Source organism: Actinacidiphila sp. bgisy167, assembly GCF_057707665.1.
On the sequence record NZ_JBYIQP010000033.1, the window covers coordinates 1 to 18,938 of the forward strand.

The window sequence follows — 18,938 nt, forward strand, 5'->3', positions numbered from 1 at the left end:
GTTGCACAGCGTCCCGGATCCGAGCGGCAACGGGCCGGTCCGTGGCGTGTTGCACCCGGAGTATCGAAGCCCGAGTCCCCACGAGGGCCGTGTTTCCCCTGGCGCCGCGTGTCACATACTGAGGCGGCTGGCAGGTGAACGCACGTCATAGAAGCGTCAGTAGGAAGTTGCGCCGCATCAACGCGCCGACAAATAAATGGTTTCCGTGCCATGAGACATGCCAGTCTGCAAGGCCGCACATCGCGTGCACAATGGCGCAGGAAGTGCCGGGAAACCGCGGGTAGGAGCGGGCACACCGGCTGAACGCCTTGTGGCCCCGACCGAGGCGACTGCCCTGGTCAGGGCCCCGGTGGCAGACGAGTCGAGCTGTACGCCGGGTTCTGTTCCGCTCGGGGAGCGATCACGCTCTGACCTGCATGTTTATGGGAGTCCGGCGGCTGTTCCGGCCCTCTGGGACTTCTCAGGGACTTTCAGTCGAGATCCGTGAGCCACGCCTCGATCGCGGACAGTCCCCGCGCGCCGGCCTGCGGCATGAAGTGAGTGTACGTCCGGAGCGTGAACGCCGGATCGGAGTGCCCCAGCCACTTCGCGAGCGAGACGATCGACTCACCGGCTTCGAGCATCACCGAGGCGTACGTGTGACGCAAGACGTGGAAGCCGTGCTCGCGACTCGGCTCCCAAACCCGCGACGGCTTCTCGCCCGGCTGCCGCTCGGGCAGCGGCGGGATGACTCCCACTGCGGCGAGCGCGGGCTTCCATGCCTTGGTGTTCCAGGTGGTGCGGTTGATCGCGCCGCGCCGCCCGGTGTAGACGAGCAGCGGGACAGTCACCTTGCGTCGGTCCTCGCGTGTGAGGTCGGGTTCCTCGGGGTCCAGCCACGGCAGGGTGACGTCGATCGGTTCGAAGCGTTCCTGGTGGGTGAGGAGCCGCTTCGCGAGCACCTTCGGCAAAGGCACGTCGCGCTCCTTGCCGCCTTTGGGCGGGCCGAAGTACAGCTGCGACTTATACATGAGGATCTGCCGCTCTATGTGCACGAAGTCGCCATGGATGTCACCCGGGCTGAAGCCGAACACCTCACCCTGCCGAAGGCCGCATCCGACGCCGAGGTCGAGCATGATCCGGTAGCGGTCGGCCAGTGCCCCCCGTACGGCGTCGACGCGATCCTGTTCCCAGGCGCGAGCCTTGCGCTCCGGCTTCTTCGGCGGCTTGATCGAGCTGTTGCCCTTGCACGGGTTGCGGTACAACCGCTTGTCCTCGACCGCGGCCTGCATGATCGCCTTGAGGTACACCCAGGCGACATAGGCCGTGCTCGACGCGACCGCCCTCTGTACGTCGGCCGACCACTTGCGCAGCTCCGCGACGCCGATGTCCCTGAGCGCCAGGTCTCCGAGCTGCGGCAGCACCTGCCCCCAGATCCGGTGCCTCATGCTTTCCAGCGTCTGAGCAGGGTGCACCTGGGAGGGCCACCAGTGCTTCTCAACGTACTCACGAAGGCTGATCGCACCGTCCCGCGCGTCGACGAAATCCCCTCGACGTGTGTCGGTCTGTGCCTCGGCCAGCCACGCCTTGGCGTCCGCGACCGTGTCGAATGAACGGTCACGGACGCCCGGTATCCCCTTCACGCGGTAGCGCGTGCACTTGCCCCATAGGGCGGTGCGCTCGCGCTTGCCCGTCTCCTTGTTCGGCCGCTTCTTGAGCCACCGGTCTTCGATGTAACCCGCCATACTCGTCTTACCCTCGGCCTCGCCTTGCTTCTCTCGGCGCGATCTGCGTCGCGATCAGACACACAGACGATCTCCGCGTGCATGAAATTCCGAGTGCTGCTGAACTCCTCAGACCCGTTTTCCCAGGTCAGGCAGCCCGGCGACGCTCACGCTGCCGCGGGGCCTTGTTCAGCGGGTTGAGGGCTGGGTTCGAACGCGAGTCCGCCTGCTGCTGTTCACTGAGCCACGCATCGAGCAGATCCCTGCGGTACATGACCCTCCCGCCGGGCCCCATCCGGAAGCTGGGCGGCCCTTGCCGGCGGTGGCGCCAGACGTAGAGGGTGTTCACCGAGATGCCCATGTACTTTGCGGCGTTCTGAACGTTCAAGAAGGCAGCCTCGATGGCGGGCTTTGGCTGGTTACGCATCGCGTCTCTCCGGGTAGGGCCGCCGAAGCAGCAGACGTTCCGTGCTCACGCCCATCTGCAGGCGAAGTTGAACGGATCGCCGCTGACGAGCAGCATCAGAATCCGGAGAACCAGCGGTTTGGTGTGGCTGCCCCAGTCGTGATAATGCAAAGCCCTGCGGTGTTGTCAGCTTTGGGCAGCACCAACAAGGGCGTGGCCACTGCGAACGACGGCGATATTCCCCGGCTGCGGCGCCGGAAAATTCCCCATGGGGATCCCGGCGCTGCGCCTGCGCGACCAAGGGGGCGTCGCTCGTCCCCGGCTCGCATGACAGCTGCCGGATCTTGCGGGTCGTGGTGGACTATCAAGGATGAGCGCAGCTCACCGCGGCAGCGGCTCCGAAGGCGTTCTTGACGGACCGCCGGACACGAGACACTGCCCAGGCAGGCGGGCCGCCCTCAGCCTCGCCACGCGTTCGACCACTTGCCTGGGGACAGTGGCGCCGCAGCTGGGGAATTACTCGGTCGTCGACAGCATCACCTACAACGCCCTGCTGGAAGCGTCTGAGCAGCGCACTCCTGAAGCATCAGGAGACGTCATCACCAGGCTGGTCGGTCTCGGTCTCGAAGCTGGGGCCGCGGTACTCCGGATGGTTTCGATCAACGGCACCGGCCACATGGAGCGGTACGGGATGGCGAGTGCGCGCGTCCCAAGCGAGCGACTGATGACACAGCGCCGCAGCCAGGGCAGCGAGATCCTTTGCCCTGTGCTCGCCCGGCTGGGGCACGGTGATCTGAGTCGCGGTAAAGCTGTGCCAATCCTTGCGCAGCAGCTTGTCCCTCAGGTCTTCAGGGATCGTGAAGCGGGTGTAAGTGCTGCCGTTGATGCCGGTCTGTCCGAAGCCGTCGTAGCTACGCGACTTCTGGGCGAAGTACCAGCTGGTCAGCCCTGTGGCTGTTGTCCGTTCGTGCAGCCAGTCGTCGGGGGCCTGTGGCCGCGCCGGGTCCCGCCGCCCCCGGGCGTCGGCGCGGTCGACCGGGGTCGGGACTTCGCCATACGACGTGTTGATGCTGACGACGGCTACCGAGCGGCCGTTGTCGTCAAGACCTTCACTGGGGAGTGTCGCTTCGCCGAACCGCGCATGCTGCAGTCCCGGCCAGATGGTTCGGCATGCTTCCGTGTCCACGAAGATGACGAGCGGTGTCTGTCCGGGCAGGATCCGCAGTGCGGCCTTGATGTGCTCACGGACCAACGCAGCGCCTTCCTTGTGACGGGCGTGCTGATCCACTCCGATCGGGCCTGTCCCGAAGGCAGCCTCCCCTTGGGGAAGGGGCAGCCAGGCGTGGTCGCGGCGGCTGTACATCTCCAGGCGCCAGGGCCAGCGCGGATCCGGATCGGTGTGAAGGGCCGTGAGGACTTCCACCATCTGTGTCCTGTCGGCAGAACCGATCTTCGAGCTGATCCGCTGCTGACGCAGGTGCAGACCGACGAGGATCGTGGGACGGTCCAGTGCGACCCCCTCGGCGAGGCGTCCGTCGACCGCCCCCATGCGAAACATCAGATCCCGCAACCCGTTGATGGCCGGGTAGTCCAGACGCGGCCGGCTCCGCTTCGGCTTCTTCGGCGTCTCGTCTTCCGAAGGCTCCGGGGCACCGTCAGCCCCAAGGATCTCAAGATCAGCGTCGGTCCCCGGCTCCGGTGGCAGACCTTCCTCGTCTTCAGGCTTGGGGGGCCTCGGCCGGGGGCGCTGGGCGATGAACTGGGAAACCGTTCCACGTCGGTGGAAGTGCCTGCGGAGATCGCGCTTCGGGTCGTAGACGTCGGCCTGCTGTCCCCTTCGGGTGGTGCGCTTCTTGGGGTTCCAGATCGTCTCTACCCACACACCAGTGAGCGCGGTACTCACAAGTGGGGCAAGAAAGGCAAGTTCACGGTCCCAGTCGATTGGCGTCGGGGAGACCAGAGCAGGCACCCGCCTCAGCTGAACACACAACCTCTCTGTGAGCTGGTGATCGCGGTTGTCGTTCCAGTCCGCGGCCTGTTCCGGGTCCTCAAGGTACGGAGTAAGCGCCGTGATCATCCGCTCGCGCGTGTATTCATCGTCGTACAAAGCGAGGACCCGCACCCGGTCCTGTCCCGTGCCGCTGAGCGCGTGGTCGACGTCCTCCCGTACGACCGGTCCCGTCGTGTGACGGATTACCTCGACGTCGGTTCGCCCGTACGTGACCTGCTCGATCTTCAGCTTCGCCGCAGCCGTCTTCACATGGTTGGCGAGGTAGAGGTTGAAGCGAGTGCCTGTGCCTTTTCCCAGCGGATGCTCGGTGGGCCCGGGCACCAAGGCGCGCACCGAGCCGCTCATGTCAGCCAGGGTCTCGTTGGTGCCCAGCTTGATTGCCTCCAGGTTGCAGGCCGAGACGACTTGGGCGGCGAAGTTTCGTGCGTACGGCTCCCATCCCTCGTCCGTGCGGCGGTGGCCGACGGGGAGACGAAGTACGGTGTTGTTCTTGCCACGTTCGACGAATGCGGTGCGGGTGCCGGCCCAGTGCGTGGCCAGCCTGCTGAAGGTCGGCAGAACGTGGATGCCGATCCTCGGTTCGCCGGGCAGGGTGATGACACGGAAGTCGAGTTTGTGCATCCCGTAGCCGATCCTCGCCGGTCGTTCTGTCTGCCCTTTCAGAACGTGGTCCCAGGCGAGCAGACTGCCTCTTGTGTCCATGAGCCATTCGAGGCGCTTGCCTGCGTCAGCCGTGCCTGCGGGCAGGTGGAGCGGCGTGCGAGCGAGTGTGGCGGCGAAGTTCCATGCGGCGACTCGGTAGAACCACTGTGGCGCGCGCGGTCGACCGGAGGCCGCGTTCTCGATGAAGAATCCGAGTTTGGGCTTGACCATCTCGCTCTGTGCTAGGAGCGGGGCGAGGGTGTTGTCGTCCGCACCGCCTCGAATGAGCTGCTCCCAGCTGCGGACTGCCCGTGTCAGCAAGCGGGGTGCGATGGGCTTGGTGGTGGCGAGGACTGCGGGGACTGCGAAGTCATCCTCGGGTGGAGTGATGGCGTCCGGCATGATCACGATGGGCTGGCTGGTCACGGCGGACAGTGCTGTGGCGAGTCCGGCGTAAGCGGGCCGTACCGGCTTAGAGGTGTCGTTGTCGCGGTAGCGAGGCAGCTGGCGCCATGCCTCGGAAAAGTCCTTGGTCAGTCGGTAAAGCACCACTCTGCCCAGACGCTCAGGTTCGAGGAGGTAGGCGAGGGACGTCAGCATGCGGTATCCAATGAGTCAGCGGTGACGTGGTGGTTCTCTGCGAAGGTGAAGAAGGCCTTGAGTGCCTCGCCGTTGGTGGTAAGCAGGGTGTCGAGTTCACCGGTGCGAGCCCAGTCAGCTCGGAGCTGCCGGATGAGGCTGGGCAGGTCGGAGTTGCCCTTGGGGTCCAGGAAGGCGTAGTCGACGAGGCGGATCCGGCCTGGTGTGCCGCCGCGGCGTGCACGGCCGACCAGCTGGATGATGGAGGCGATGAGCTCAGCGGCGATGGCCTTCTTGGCCCGGCGCGGCAGGGCGCTGAAGTAGCGCTCCCTGCTCAGCAGTTCGTCGAAGTACTGGCCGGCGGTCTTCTTGGATCGCGCGAGTTCGAGCCATGGCTTGTCGTGGACGCGGTGATCGTCTAGGGCTCTGGCGCCCACGTGAGCGAGCAGTTCGTCGGGGTCATCGACGATCGACATGGGGCGTACCGCGAGCCAGATGGAGCCGATCCGGGATCGGCGCTCGCCGGGCGTGAGGATGTTGAGGCTGCGTTCGGCGCGCTTGAGGGGGGCGATGAGGATACGGGCGTGGGCCAGTGCGCCGAAGTCCTCCAGTTGGTCCCCCGGAATCTCGATCCAGGGCCGGTCTTCGACGCCCAGCTCGGCTGCGGTTTCGGCATCCGCGTCAGGCCTCACTGCGGCAGCGATGAGGCCGGGTGGTGCGCCGGCGAGACGCATGCCTTCGGCCAGGTCTCGGCAGCTCTGGTAGGAGGTGGTGGCGAGGAGAATCGCGTCCTGAATACCCGGGAGGTCTGGTGCAGCGAGCGTTTCGAGTTCGCGCGAGAGCTCACTCCACAGCCTCATGCCCAGCTGTCTCGTGGCCTCCCGCCTCTTCTTGCCGGAGAGACCAGAGATCCGGATCAGCTCTCCCTCCAGGTCTGGGATGGGACGGGCGTCGATGACCACTGACGATCCTTCGTCCGGCACGACGAACTGGGGGCGGATGTGGATGTGGTGCCGATGTGCCCCAGGCATGTAAGCCGTTGCCGACAGTCCGAGGACGGCTCGGGGGTGCCCCGAATGCGCGAGCGCCGTGATCTGTCCCAGTGAAGTGATGTAGCGGTGCGGGTCGCCGCCGAACGCGGCGGCGCTGAGCTTGGTCTCGTGGGGTGACTTGGGGTTGTGGTCCTCGGTGAAGGCGAACACCAGTCGTCCGAGTGGCCCGTGCGGGATCGCCCTCCACTTCTCGTAGCCGCCCAGGGCTTGGGCGATTTCCTCTGCCGCCGGGACACCGGCAAGTTTGAGCTGTGGGGCGTCGTGAACGAAGCTGTACAGCATCTCCCTCAGCGGAACCAGGAACATCCTGCGAGCCAGGCGGTCGATCACCGCCGCTCGGGTCTTCCCCGAGGGAATCCAGGAGGCCAGCAGCTCGAACAGCTCACCGCGGGCGTGCTCCAGAACTCCTGCGGCGTCCATGGGAGCGGTGATCGAGCGCACCAGCCGTGCGAACTCTCGGACGTGCGGAGGTAGAACGTACGTCGCGATCTTTCTGTCATACACGGCTTCCAGCAGCACGGCCGCTGTCGAAGCCTCCCGCGTTTCGGGGGCGGTGGGCACGATGGCCAGGTCGTCCGAGAGGAAGGCTGCCAGGTGTCTGGACAGCCATCCATCCCAGCGTTGGGGGACGATCCACCGACGGCCGCCCCGCCTCCTGCCCGGCTTCTGCTGGTGCTTGTCGGAGAGTTGATCTCTAAGGGCTAGGTCACCTCGCGCCAGATGCATGGTGTAGGTCTCAGCCAGACGTCTGCATTCCGACACATTGGAGCGTGTCCGCTCTTCCAAGGCACCTGGCAACCGATAGAAGGCACTGACGAGCTGAGTGTCCACCTCCAGCAGCGGACGATCGTGCCCCCGGTCACCCCATGCCAGCGCGAGCCCACGCCCGGAACGGTCCATCACCGTCGACTGGAAAGCATCGAGCTCATCGATGAGGATGACCTGGGCGCGAGTCATGAGGAACTTCTCCACGCTGACCTTTTCGTCCACCGTCCCGTCATCCGCTTCGAGCGGGATGTGCATGCGCCCCTCATAGAGGTTGGCGTGCGTGGTCACGATGATGCGTGCCGAGGTCGCTTGGCGGGCCAGCCGGAACTTGCCGCAGCCCTGTCGGAAGGGGCAGACCTTCGGCGCCGGCATACTCCGGTAAGGCTCCCCGCGCGCTGGGCGTACGGGGGTCAGCTTCGTACAGGGCTCGCCGCCAGGCACCCATGTGTCCACCGCTTCGTCCACAGAGGCGCATGAGGGCAACTGGCAGGAGTAACCGATCCGGGCGAAGACCCAGTCGACGTATTCCGGGTCATGCGAGCCGTGAACCGCTCGGTCCAGTTCCCGCATCAGGCTGTTGGGGGACATCAGCGGGACGACCACGGTCGAGGCATCCGCACCCAGCCGTTCTCGGACGCCCCATTCCTCAAGATCTTGCTCGATCGAGTGGGCGAGCTTCAGGGCGTTCGCGTTGGTGCCCACGACCAGGGCGACGGTGTGCCCCTCCTGTACCGCCCAGGTCGCATAGCTTCGGAGCAAGACGCTCTTTCCGGAGCCTGTGGGTGCGCTCAGCACATTCGTCGGGCCCGCTTGCAGTCTCAGGACGTCTTTGACCGCCTCCCCCCGTGCGGTCCGCATCTTCCTGAAGAACGGGGCGAGGGTCTCCGCCCGGAACGCTTTCCCCGTCCCTTGGTCGAGCTCTGCGTTCAGTTGCAGAAAGTCCCGGATCTTGAGTGCTGGCTCCAGAAGCTCTGGAGCCGTGTGCATCCGTGCCGGCTGCGGCTGGTGCGGCGGTGCGTGGTGCTCTTCGAAAGTGTAGTAGGCGAGTACGGGTGCGCTCTGGCGGCCTGCCATAGGCACACGCAGCGTGTGGGTGTACTCGCCCGGCTTCGCGATCGCGCTGGCCACCAGCTGCGAGGCCCGGATGCCGTCCATCTCCGCCAACAGCTGGTCAGCGCAGGTACGAGGGTCCAGGCCATGGTGCGCGCCTACTCGCTCTCGGTCGTCGTGCAACCGGAAGCCTGGAACGCGACGCTCGAAGAAGTTGGTGTTGGCATAATCGCGGAACGCTGTGTCGTTCGCCAGCGGGTTCGCTCTGTGGGCGAGCAGTCGGCTGAGACGACGTTGATCATCCTGCGGGAGCGAGGCGAAGGACGCCCAGGCGTCGTACTTCCCCGTCAGAAGGTACTGAGCGGCCGTAAGCGTGGTGCCCGTCCTGCCGTCGGGGAAGTACGCCTGCGCGCAAGCACAGGCACAGGCAATGAGGCGGGACACGAGCTGGGACTGACGCCGCCCGAGGTCACCGTGATCGCGTGCGTCGATCACCGGTCTTTCCTCGCCTCGCCGAGCTTCTTCTTCAGGATCCGGTTCACGTCCTCGACCATGAGGACGGTGTAGTCCGGCAACAGATCCTGCAGCTCCTCGCGCTGCGCGGTGCCGCGGTGGTCCGGAAGGACGATGGTCTTCGCGACCAGCGGCTTCTTGGCGACCTCGTCGGCCAGTGCGGAGGCACTGGCCACGTCCTTGAGATCGATCGCCCATGCCCAGTCCAGCTCGTTGATGGCGAACCTCAAGTCGTAGGCGTCCTGATGAGGCCAAAGATCGACAGACATGGGCAGCTTGCCGTCCCACCTCTTGTAGAGCTTGATCTCCTCGACGCCGGGAACAACGATGTAGCGCCACACGGGGAACTCAACGCACACTGTCTGGCGATCACCGTCGTGGTGCACGATCTTTGCCGCAGGCTGCCGGCGCACCGTGTCGTCGCGTGGGCGGAGCTTGGGAGGCTGGCCTTCTGGCAGGCTGCGGATGGCGTATGCAGCGTTGTGGGGTTGGTAGCTGCAGCGCACCGATGCCCCGTTGACCCGCATGGGCCAGTGGCACACGGGGCACGGCCACCAGTAACGTCCTTCATGGGAACGATCCGGCGGCAGGGGAACGTAGCGGACTGGGGGCAGAATCCCGGCGTCGCTGCACAGGTCAGCGATGGTCCCTCGTTCACCGGCCGGGTGCTCGATCGAGAAGCGTCGGCGAATCACGTAATCCGCGTCGCTCGCACCCGCCTTGAGCCCCAGGAACGCGTCTTGCTCGACAAGCTCGTGCTGCATCCACGTCCACGTGGGCATCCAGCCGCGTCCGCGATCCCCTCGCTCCAGCAGCTCGACGATCGCCGAGCATCCGTCGGAGTAGACGTCGTCGCTGATCTCGCCCCACTCCAAAACCGTGACCCGCCCAAGGGGGTCATCCTCAAAGACTTCGGGAGCGAGCTGACGAAGCGGATGCCGCGAAAGCTGGTCGACGAGTTCAGCCGGCGTCAGGGCCTCACGGCCAGCACCGAGGATCGAGTTGACCACTCCAGTCATACTCATGACTTCGCGCCACGCCCGCGGTTCTTCGCGCCGGATCGTCCAGGCGTAACCGAGGCGGACGGTGGCGCTGACCATCATCGTCCGGCGCCGACTCATTACGGCATCAAGCACCGTCACTCCTCCATCCCACTTTACTGAGTGTTCTTGACAGAGAGCACTGCGTGACGGAAGTGATGATGCCGAACCCCTGAAGGTTCGGTGGCAAGCATCCGAGCGCGCGTGTCGCGCGCCCAGGGGCTTCCACCCGGCTGACCAGGGCGTTTCCATTCAGCCAGGGGTGGGTGGGTGAATCAGGGATTCACTCGCTCGGGTGACCTCGGTCCATACGGGACGCCCTGGCCGCATCAGTGATGGGCGCAGGACAAGGGGCGAGCAGCGTGATCGCCTGGGTCGACGTGAGCCAGGTGATGGCGCTGCTCACTGTCATCTACTGCGTACCGGCTGGCTCCAAGAACCGACTGGGTCGGCCCGACCATGTAATCGACAGCTGCTCCCGGGCACGCGTCGCGGAGACGAACAACAGCGACTGCTCGCGCCGCAGGTCAGCAGCGTGCTGCAGGTTGTCTTCGGTCTCCGGGGTGAGGGCGGTGGGCAGCGGCATGTTCTGTGCACCGGCCCCGACAACCGCGACGGCTCGGTACTCAAGGCCCTTGATGCGGTGCATGGTCATGATCTGGACGCCCTGGTCAGGTTCGGGGACGCGGGAGTCCTCGACCTTCACGGCCGCGAGTCCGGCGTCACGCAGGGCTTGAAGGACGGCGTCAGCAATCGCGTGGGTTCGGGCCACGACCGCGATCTCATGCGGCTTGATGCCTTCCCGCTGCCATCCGTCGACGCGCTTCGCCAGCGCCTTCATCTCCGCGGCGGGGGTCCGGTACTCCTGTGTCTCGGGGGTGGCTCCGGAGAGGACGGAGCGGTATCCGCGCAGCTGCTCGGGGTTCCCGTCGAGGTCGTCGAAGTCCGTGTTTCCGAGCAGGTTCAGAGAGGCGGCGAGGATCTGCCGGGTGGTCCGGTAGTTGAGGGTGAGCCGCCGGGATCGGCCACGGATGTTGATCCCGTGAGCGCTGAGGGATGTCCGGTTGTCGTAGATCCTCTGGTGTGCGTCACCCACGATGAAGAGGTCGTCGTCGCCTTCGGGGACCAGGGCGCGCAGCAGCTTCCAGTGCGCCGCGTGCAGGTCCTGCGCCTCATCCACGACGATGTGCCGGTATGGCCGCTCCTCGTCGGACCAGCCGGAGGCGATCCGGGCCGCCTGGGCGGCGAGCTGGGTGACGCCAGCGGCCTTCTCGCGGTCGAGCCTGCGCTCGAATTCCTCAATGAGGGACCAGACTTGGGCGCGCTCGGGCCGGTTCAGCCGTCTGCCGCGGCCGGCCCGTCGAGCGGCGAAGTACTCGTCTCGGCTGCGGATGTCCTGGGCAAGGACGACCTGCTTCCATTCGGCGTCGAGGAAGCGGCCGTCAAAGTGCGGTTCGGCCTGTTCCTGAGCGAGTTCGATCCAGCGGTTGAGGACGTCGCTGTCCTTGAGTCGGCTGGGGGCCTCCGGGCCGAAGGTCTCCTTCACCGTGCCGTAGGCGACCTTGTCGATGTTCCGGACATCGACCTTGGCCAGCAGTTGGGCTCCGCCAAGGTCCTTGAGCTGGGACTTGAGGAGGTTGGCGAGGTTGGTGGTGAAGGTGGTCAGAAGGATGGCTTGGCCAGGCGGCAGGCGCTCGGCGAGGGCCTTGACCCTGTGCAGTGCCACTACGGTCTTGCCGGTGCCGGGGCCTCCGGTGACGCGTGCAGGGCCCTTGTACGGGGTCTTCCGTTCGGCCAGGCTCCGCTGCGCAGGGTGAAGGAAGATCCGCCAGGCCGAGAGCGGCTCGGTCAGGATGCGCCCGAACTCGGCGATGTCGCCGGTGATCACAAACGCTTCCTTGGTGGCTGGACGCTCGATGGCGGCCTCGTAGTCCTGGGGGTCGACCTCGTCCTCGGTCGCGGCAACGGAGCTGACCTGTTCCCAGACTTCCTCGACGGACATGCCGTCAGCGAGGCACAGGATCACGTCGCGGGCCAGTTTCGGCAGGGTCTCGACGATGCCGAGGACGGCGTCCTCACTGTGGATCTCGCGGAGTGCCGGAACAATGGAGGAGTGGACGCCGAGGCGTTCGAAGTCGGCGTCGGAGACACCCTCGAAGAGCGCCGGCTTCTTGTCCGCCGTGCTGTCCGCATTCTTCGACTGCCCACTGAGGGTGCCATACAGGCTGCCTAGATTGATCAGCTCGATACCGCCTGTGACCTTGTTGATGTCGAAGAGGATGTTCGCGGCGAAGTCGTACGCGTCGTCGTGCGGCAGGACGGCGACCAGGTAGTAGATGCGGTCGGCGTAGTGCATGAGCACGGCGCGGTAGTTGTCGGTGACGCGCGCGGTGCGGACTCTCTTGTCCTTGGCGCCCTTCGGGGGCTTGAGGTTGAGGCCGTTGGAGTCGGGGTCACGCTGCATCTTCATGATGAACTGCAGCACAAGCGGTTGGACAGAGCCGTCCAGCGCGTCGTAGGACTTCCCGAAGACGTCCGCCATGATCACCTTGGCGCCGGACATCAGTTCCCCTCCAACTTCTTGATGAGCTCGGATACGTCCACGGCGCCGGCCTGGGCCACGTACCAGCCAGCGTTCTCGAACGCGGCGTCCCGTGCCTCGTCCACATCGATGAAGATCGCGACCTTCTCATCCTCCCAGGCAAGCTCAGCCAGCAGCGCCTGGTCTCCGTACTCGTAGCCGACTTCGGGCACATCGATGCATCCCTCGCGGGCTTCCTCGACCAGGGCGAGCAGGACGTGTTCGACCTTGCTCGATGCCCATTCGAGTGCCTCGGCCCACTGGGGCGGCAGTGCCGGAGGGGCCCCGCCTTCCGTGGGCAACGCGCTGGTCAGCAACGCCACGGTGTGCGGGTCCACCTGGTCGCTGGTGGAGACTGCTACATGGTGGAAGGAGCGCGGCAATTCGTCGCTGGCTGCAGGCTGGAGAAACTGCAGCAGGTTCGACCAGCGCAGCCAGTCCGTCCAACGGTTCTTGTGGTCGTCGTCGGCGACGGCCTCCGACCGGTCGTCGAGCACCGTCAGCGCGGACCATGCGCGCATGTCCGGCCGTCCAGTCCGCGGCTCTGGCCGACGGTCCAGCAGGCCCATGATCCGTACCTGGCCGGTGGTGCGGGCCTCGATCCCGAACGCCTCCGCGGTCCCAGGTGCGGCAGGCAGATCCGCGCCGCGCAGGATGTCATGAAGCGCTCGCCCGATCTCCTCGCGGTCCACAGGCTGCGGCTGTGCCACCGCTCCGAAGCCGCCCAGCAGGCCGGCTGCTCGCCTCGCCCACTTGGCCCGATCGGGATCCGTGAGGAACTCCAGCAGCGTCTCCACCGGATTGCGCAGCACCGGGTCGAGGGTGTCGTCAGGTCGGGCCTCGCCGACCAGGCCCTGGTGGATCTGGCGGGCTCGCCCGAGCGCTTGTTCTGCGTGCAGGGGCGAAGTCGGGGTGCGCACCTTCTGCCCCTGAACCGCGCCGCCGACTGCCGTCGCCCACGCCATCACGTCGCCCCAGGTCAGTTGCCAGACCAGGATTCCCTCGGCTCGGAGAGCCGCCCGCTTGGCCGCGTCGTCGGCGATGCTGTTGACGCGCTCGCTGGCGTGGAAGGCAAATCCGTCAAGGAAAACAGCGACACGTTCGCTAGGGCCATCAGTGCGTTCCAGGAGGAAGTCGGGTTCGGACGGCACGGCCGTGTCCATCCGCACGTGATCCCGCATGCGCCAGCGCGTGGCCGTACCCCCTCTCGTGAAACGCAGCTCGTGCTCGATGCCGCGCTGGCCGGCCTTGGCGGTGACCGAGCCGTCCTCCTCCTCGCGGCGTCCCCAGGTGATGAGCGTGCGGACGAACCGGTCCTCCAGCTCGCTGTCGACCAGCTGGTCGATGCGGACGCCGGAGAGCGTGTCCACGCGCTCGACGTCCCAGTCCTTGAGGATCTCGTCCAGGAGTTCCCTCGCGATGCGAAGGGAGACGTGCGGGTGCTCGCTGCTGGAGACAAAGGGCAGCAGGCAGCGGTGGCAGGGAGTGCGCTGCCCCTCCTTGTGGCAGGGGCAGTCTCGGAGAGCTGTCTGGGCAAGGCTCAGGACGCGGTGCAGCACCTTGGGATCCGCGAGGTGCTCAAGGTAGCCGGTGCCGCCGGGCATGGAGTCGTGCAGGACGAGGAAGCGCCTACGTAGCTCCCGGCTGTCCCCGGGCATGCTGTCGGTAGCCACGCGGATGTGGTCGGGGGCTCCGCCGAAGTGCTTCGTGATACCGAGGAGCAGTGCCGCCTTGAAGGAGACCAAGCGCTCTGTGAGATCCATCGTGGAGACGGGCAGCAGGATACGCAGAGCCTGTGTGGTCAGCTCATGGGCCAGGAGCAGCTTCTCGGTCGGCTCGTGGTTCACGCCGTCATCGCGGTGGGAGCACCAGTACGCATGCCGGGTGCCGACGCGCTGAGCGGAGGGGTCCCATGCCTGCGGATGCACGCCTCTCACCGCCCCGCACTCCAGGCAGGTCTCGAATCCAGGAGCCTGAAGCTCGTCGCCGCGGATCACGTGTGTCGAGCCCGGCGCAGCGGACGGTCCCAGATTGATGGTGCGGATGGTCGCCACCCGGGCGAACTCGACGCCGAAAGGCGGGGCCTTCTCCCCGGTCTTGCTGATGCGACGCCACGCCCTGAGCCCCTGGGCCTGGTCCTTGTCGATGTCGACCAAGGTGATCACGTCGAACTGTCGGCGTTCGCGCTCGTCGCGCTCGTCGGTGAGGCGGGCGTCCTCGCGACGTTCACGCGCGAGGACCCGCTCGGGCACCAGTACCTTGTGCACGGTGCCGGGGTCGGCGATCTGTGGGGCCGTGCAGCGCGGGCAGGCGGTGACGTCGAGTCCGGTCTCCTCTGTCGCGACGAATCCGCACTCAGGGCAGAACCGCCACAGTGCGTAGGCATCCTCGCCGCCTCCGGTTCCGGTGCCAAGGTCCACGCCGTTGACGATGAACTTGAAACCGTCGGTGTGGAAGATGTTGCCGGGGGCGAGTTCGGTGAGCGCGAGGCGTGAGCCTCGCCCGTAGTCGGTGGAGCTCTCGTCGAACTCGCCGTCGCTGTCGCGCCACCACAAGGTGGCGTCGAGGACGGTCGCGTCATCGTGGAGGGTGTAGTTGGGCAGGAGGCCCAGCCGCACGAGGGCGTTGATCGAGTTCTCCGCGACGAGCTCATCTCGGCGTCTACGCACGGTCCGCTGCTCGGCGAACAGCTGGCGCCGCTGCTTGTCACGTTCCGGATCCCCCGACGCTGATGCGAGGGCGTCGAAGGCCCGGCCGATCTGCCGCATCCTCGCGCGTAGGGCGGCCACCCGCTTGTTCCACGCGCTCGCGGCGGCCCCGACGGCCACCTCCAATTCCTGTGCAGCAAAGGACTCCACGCCCTGGCGTGCGGCCGGGCTCATCGCCGGGAAGAGCTTGATGAATGCCTGAAACAGCTCGGCGTGGCGGGCGCTGGCGACATCGAGGAAGCGGCGGAACCATCCATCTTCGGCCAGCCCCTGCCCGAACAGCTCACCGATGCGCGGGGGCATGGGACGCTCGGGGATCACCGTGCCTTCCCACAGGCTCCGGTCGGCGGCGCGGTCGAAGAGGAAGGCCAGGTACTGGCGTCGAAGGATCTCGGAGGCGTCCAGGTAGCAGTCCGGCGGAATGATCCTGCCCGCCAGCATCTGCTCCGGGGTGTGCAGGTAGTAGTGGCTGCGGGCACCCCGCGGGACGAACGTGACCGCCAGGGAGTTGCCAGTGCTGCGTCCCGCCCGGCCGATTCGCTGTGCGTAGTTGGCCGGCCCGGGCGGCATCGAGGCGAGCAACACTGCCGAGAGGTCGCCGATGTCGATGCCGAGTTCAAGTGTGGGTGTGCAGGTGAGCACGTTCGGGTCGAAGGCCGATGCCCGGTTCTTGAACGCGGCCTCGACTCGCTCGCGCCGCTCCCGGCTCAGCGCCCCCGTGTGCTCAGCAGTCAGCACGTCGCCGGGCCGGTCGAAGGTGTAGAGCCGTCGGTAGTAGTCGGATGTGTAGTCGCGGTCGTCCTCGACGAAGTGCCCCGAGCAGCGGAACCGCAGGCACGCGGTGCCCAGCCACTGCGCGCGCCGCCCCGGCGGTACGGTCTGCCGCCAGGTGCAGGTGTCGCAGCGTACGCCGCACGCGTTGACACCGTCCTCGTCGGAGGAAGCGCTGTCGTCGATGCGGTACACGAGCACATTGCGCGGCTTGAGTGCGTAGACGAGCGCCCCGCCTTCGGCGTGGTAGGTGGCCAGGATCTCTCGCTGTGCGAGCAGCTTCATGGCCAGCTCAGTGACCGCGCGGGCCTCACGCCGGTCACAGCCAAGTGTGCGGTGCCCCCAGTCCGCGAACCACGTGTTGTCCCGGGTAAGTGAGTCGAAGCCGGTGGTACGTGCGCCGCCGGCTACCGGGAAGGCGGGTGCAGCGAGCCCACGTGGGAAGGCCGGCATGCCGGTGGGCCTTCCGCCCCAGATCGGCCAGCGCCTCGCACCGGCCTGGCGGATGTACTCCTGCAGCCAGGGGTGAAACAGCGCGCCGCGCAGCCGCAGCCGCTCGACCAGGCCGCGCAGGAAGACCTCGTACGCCGCGTCATCCGTTGGCAGGGAGATCTGCCCGGGAAGACGCTGATGCCGCTCCCGCAACTCCGCGCACAGATACGGGAGTCCCTTGAGGTCGACCTCGGCGGCGGCCGTGCGAGTCAGTTCCAGGGTGCGGCCTAGGCGCGAGCGCAGGCCGAACTCCAGAAGGGTCTGGAAGACCAGGCGGCTGTGGAGCATCGCCGCGCCGGCGTCGCTGAAGTCGTCCGACTCATCGAGGAGGGTCCGGATGTCCGGGTTCTCTCGCAGGTCGGGTGGGACGATCGAGGCGAGTTCCTCACGCTCCCCCCCACCAGCGGCCATGACAACGGCCTCAGCGGCATCGGCCGCGAGATCGTGCACGGCGATCGACTGTCCCGGGACAAGGTGCTTGGTCAGCAGGCCACGAAGGGTAAACCCGAAGCTGCGGTTCGCGATGAACGCAGCCCGGTGTGTGGCGTCCTGCACCGCGTCGGTGAACACCAGCAGCTTCCGCTCGCTCTTGGCGAGCCCCCGCTCCGAAAACAACTGCGTCGTGGTGACCGACGCGAGAGTGGCCGTGCCCGCGCCGAGGAACCGCATACCGTCGTCGAGACCGCACGAGGGGCACTCCTCATCGGCGCCGACGGGCAACGGCCCCTGGGGGGTGATTACCGCGACGGTGTCCTCAGCTGGGTTGGTCAACAGCCGTTCGTTCTCCGCGTGCAGGTGCAGCACCGGGTATTCGTCCGGGCGAGCCCGCAGCATCCAGCGCACGGGCCGCTTCTTCTGCGCGGAAGCCTTGTAGATGTCCAGCGTGTTCGTCTTGAGCTGCTGCCACTCCAGTTCGGTGGACAAGGCAGCCCAGCCCGACCGGCCGCAGTGACGGCAGTAGACCGCCGGAAGGTGACGCCTGTACGGCGGGCCCACAGGACGGCGCGACACGTCCTCCCGGTCGCCGATCTCACCCGCGCTGTCGACCTCCATCGGCTGGTAGATGGCCAGATTGGCCGGGTTCGGCCGAGAGTCGCCCGTAGGGCCGTCGTCGTCGTACCAGCGGAAGTGCGGCTCAGCGGTCGCCGCCCGGATGACGCGCCGGACCTCGCGCACCCAAAGCTGCGCCTCAACGCGCAGGAAAGGGACGGGCCTTCCCGTTTCGGGGTGCGGAGTGCGAGCGTGAGAGATCAGTGCGAGGATCCGCGCGAACGCGAGTTCCACAAGGCGTGAGTCGCTTCGCGCGGCCTCGTCCCACGCGGGGCCGCCGCCGCGCTGCGCGAACTCACGCGCGATGTCCGGGACAGTCACCGGGATGCTGCCGGCAACGTCGAGGATGGCCTTGACCAGGATGTGTTGCTTCAACTTGGCGCCGACCTGCAGCGGGTCGGTGATCGGCTCGCCGAGCATGACCCGCGCCAGGTCCACGAGAGCCGCCTCGTCGTCGAGCGGATCGGGAAGCGCTGCCAGATCAGCGGGCGTCGGTGTGGGAAGGAGGAAGTCCGGTACGTCCACGACCTCGCCAGGCAGCAGCCGGTCCTCGCCGATGAGCGCGGCGTCCGGGAAGGGCGTGCCGAAAACCTTCTCCGCGAACTCCAGCAGAAGTTCGCGGTCCGACCGCTCGGGCCCCGCCGCGACGGGGCCGTCGGGCACTCCACCACCCAGCGTCGCCGACGTCGCCACTGGCGTGATGTCGCCGAGCGGAAGCCCCTCACGCGCGGCTCCGGTCGCCGCGCCGAGGCGGCGCAGCAGCATGGCCACATCGGTGCCCTGCGCGCCGTCGTAGGTGTGGAACTCGTCGAGGACGACGTACGCCAAGGTGCCGGACTGCCATAGCGGAACATCCGGGATCCGCTGCAGCAGGAGGTCCAGCATCTTGTAGTTCGTGAGCAGGATGTCCGGCGGATCCGCTCGGATCGCGTCCCGATCGGTGATCAGCTTCGTGACGGTCGGGTCTCCGGCGAGAGAGGTCGATCCGGTGTCGCGACCGTACGAGCAGGGCTCGTTTTCATCTTCGTCAGAGCCCGACCGGGGCCCGGACGCCCCACCGATGTAGATACCTGCTGTGACGTCCTTCAGCGCCTCTTCGGAGGCGAGGTACTCATCGATGCGACGGGCCTGGTCATCGGCCAGAGCATTCATCGGGTACAGCAGCAGAGCCTTCACGCCCCGCTGGCCGGCCGCCCGGGCTCGTGCACAGTGGTCCAGGATCGGCACGAGGAACGACTCGGTCTTACCCGACCCGGTGCCCGTGGTGACGATGGTGGGCTCGGGCTGGCGCCCGTCCTTCGAGGACAACCGCTGCCAGGCAGCAGCCTGGTGGGTGTACGGCGTGAGGCCTGTCGGGCTCCAGTCGAGCGCCTTCTCCCACCCCTTCGCAGCCTCCCGGAAGGGCGTACGGACCCGCAGATACGGCCCGCGGAACAGTCGACTCTCCGGCCTTTCCAGGAACGCGTCCAGTTCCTCGCGCACGTCGTCATCGGCAAGCGCGAAGCTCGTCGTCAGGTAGGTGGCCAGGGCTCGACGCAGGTCCTCGGCGACCAGAGAGGGCAGCATGACGGC

7 protein-coding genes are annotated in these 18,938 nt (G+C 66.7%); all 7 read right to left on the reverse strand.

Annotated features, from left to right (window positions below; translation table 11 throughout):
* Positions 1–470: 470 nt before the first annotated feature.
* The gene (locus tag AC3ET4_RS15335; RefSeq protein WP_431949463.1) at positions 471–1,724 is read right to left on the reverse strand and encodes a tyrosine-type recombinase/integrase; all 1,254 of its coding nucleotides are present in this window, start codon (positions 1,722–1,724) and stop codon (positions 471–473) included.
* A gap of 127 nt (positions 1,725–1,851) precedes the next feature.
* Positions 1,852–2,091 (reverse strand): helix-turn-helix domain-containing protein, encoded by a 240-nt coding sequence (locus AC3ET4_RS15340; RefSeq protein WP_431949465.1) that lies wholly within the window; start codon positions 2,089–2,091, stop codon positions 1,852–1,854.
* A gap of 604 nt (positions 2,092–2,695) precedes the next feature.
* Entirely contained in the window at positions 2,696–5,362 is a 2,667-nt protein-coding gene (locus tag AC3ET4_RS15345; protein ID WP_431949467.1) for an RNaseH domain-containing protein, read from the reverse strand.
* On the reverse strand, positions 5,356–8,706 hold the full coding sequence (locus tag AC3ET4_RS15350; protein ID WP_431949469.1) for a hypothetical protein: 3,351 nt from the start codon (positions 8,704–8,706) through the stop codon (positions 5,356–5,358). Before AC3ET4_RS15350 ends, AC3ET4_RS15345 begins: the two co-directional genes overlap by 7 nt.
* On the reverse strand, positions 8,703–9,860 hold the full coding sequence (locus tag AC3ET4_RS15355) for a restriction endonuclease-related protein (RefSeq protein ID WP_431949471.1): 1,158 nt from the start codon (positions 9,858–9,860) through the stop codon (positions 8,703–8,705). The genes AC3ET4_RS15350 and AC3ET4_RS15355 overlap by 4 nt, the downstream gene beginning before the upstream one ends.
* A 316-nt stretch (positions 9,861–10,176) precedes the next feature.
* Entirely contained in the window at positions 10,177–12,327 is a 2,151-nt protein-coding gene (locus tag AC3ET4_RS15360) for a UvrD-helicase domain-containing protein (protein WP_431949473.1), read from the reverse strand.
* Positions 12,327–18,932 (reverse strand): DEAD/DEAH box helicase, encoded by a 6,606-nt coding sequence (locus tag AC3ET4_RS15365; RefSeq protein WP_431949475.1) that lies wholly within the window; start codon positions 18,930–18,932, stop codon positions 12,327–12,329. The genes AC3ET4_RS15360 and AC3ET4_RS15365 overlap by 1 nt, the downstream gene beginning before the upstream one ends.
* Positions 18,933–18,938 lie beyond the last annotated feature (6 nt).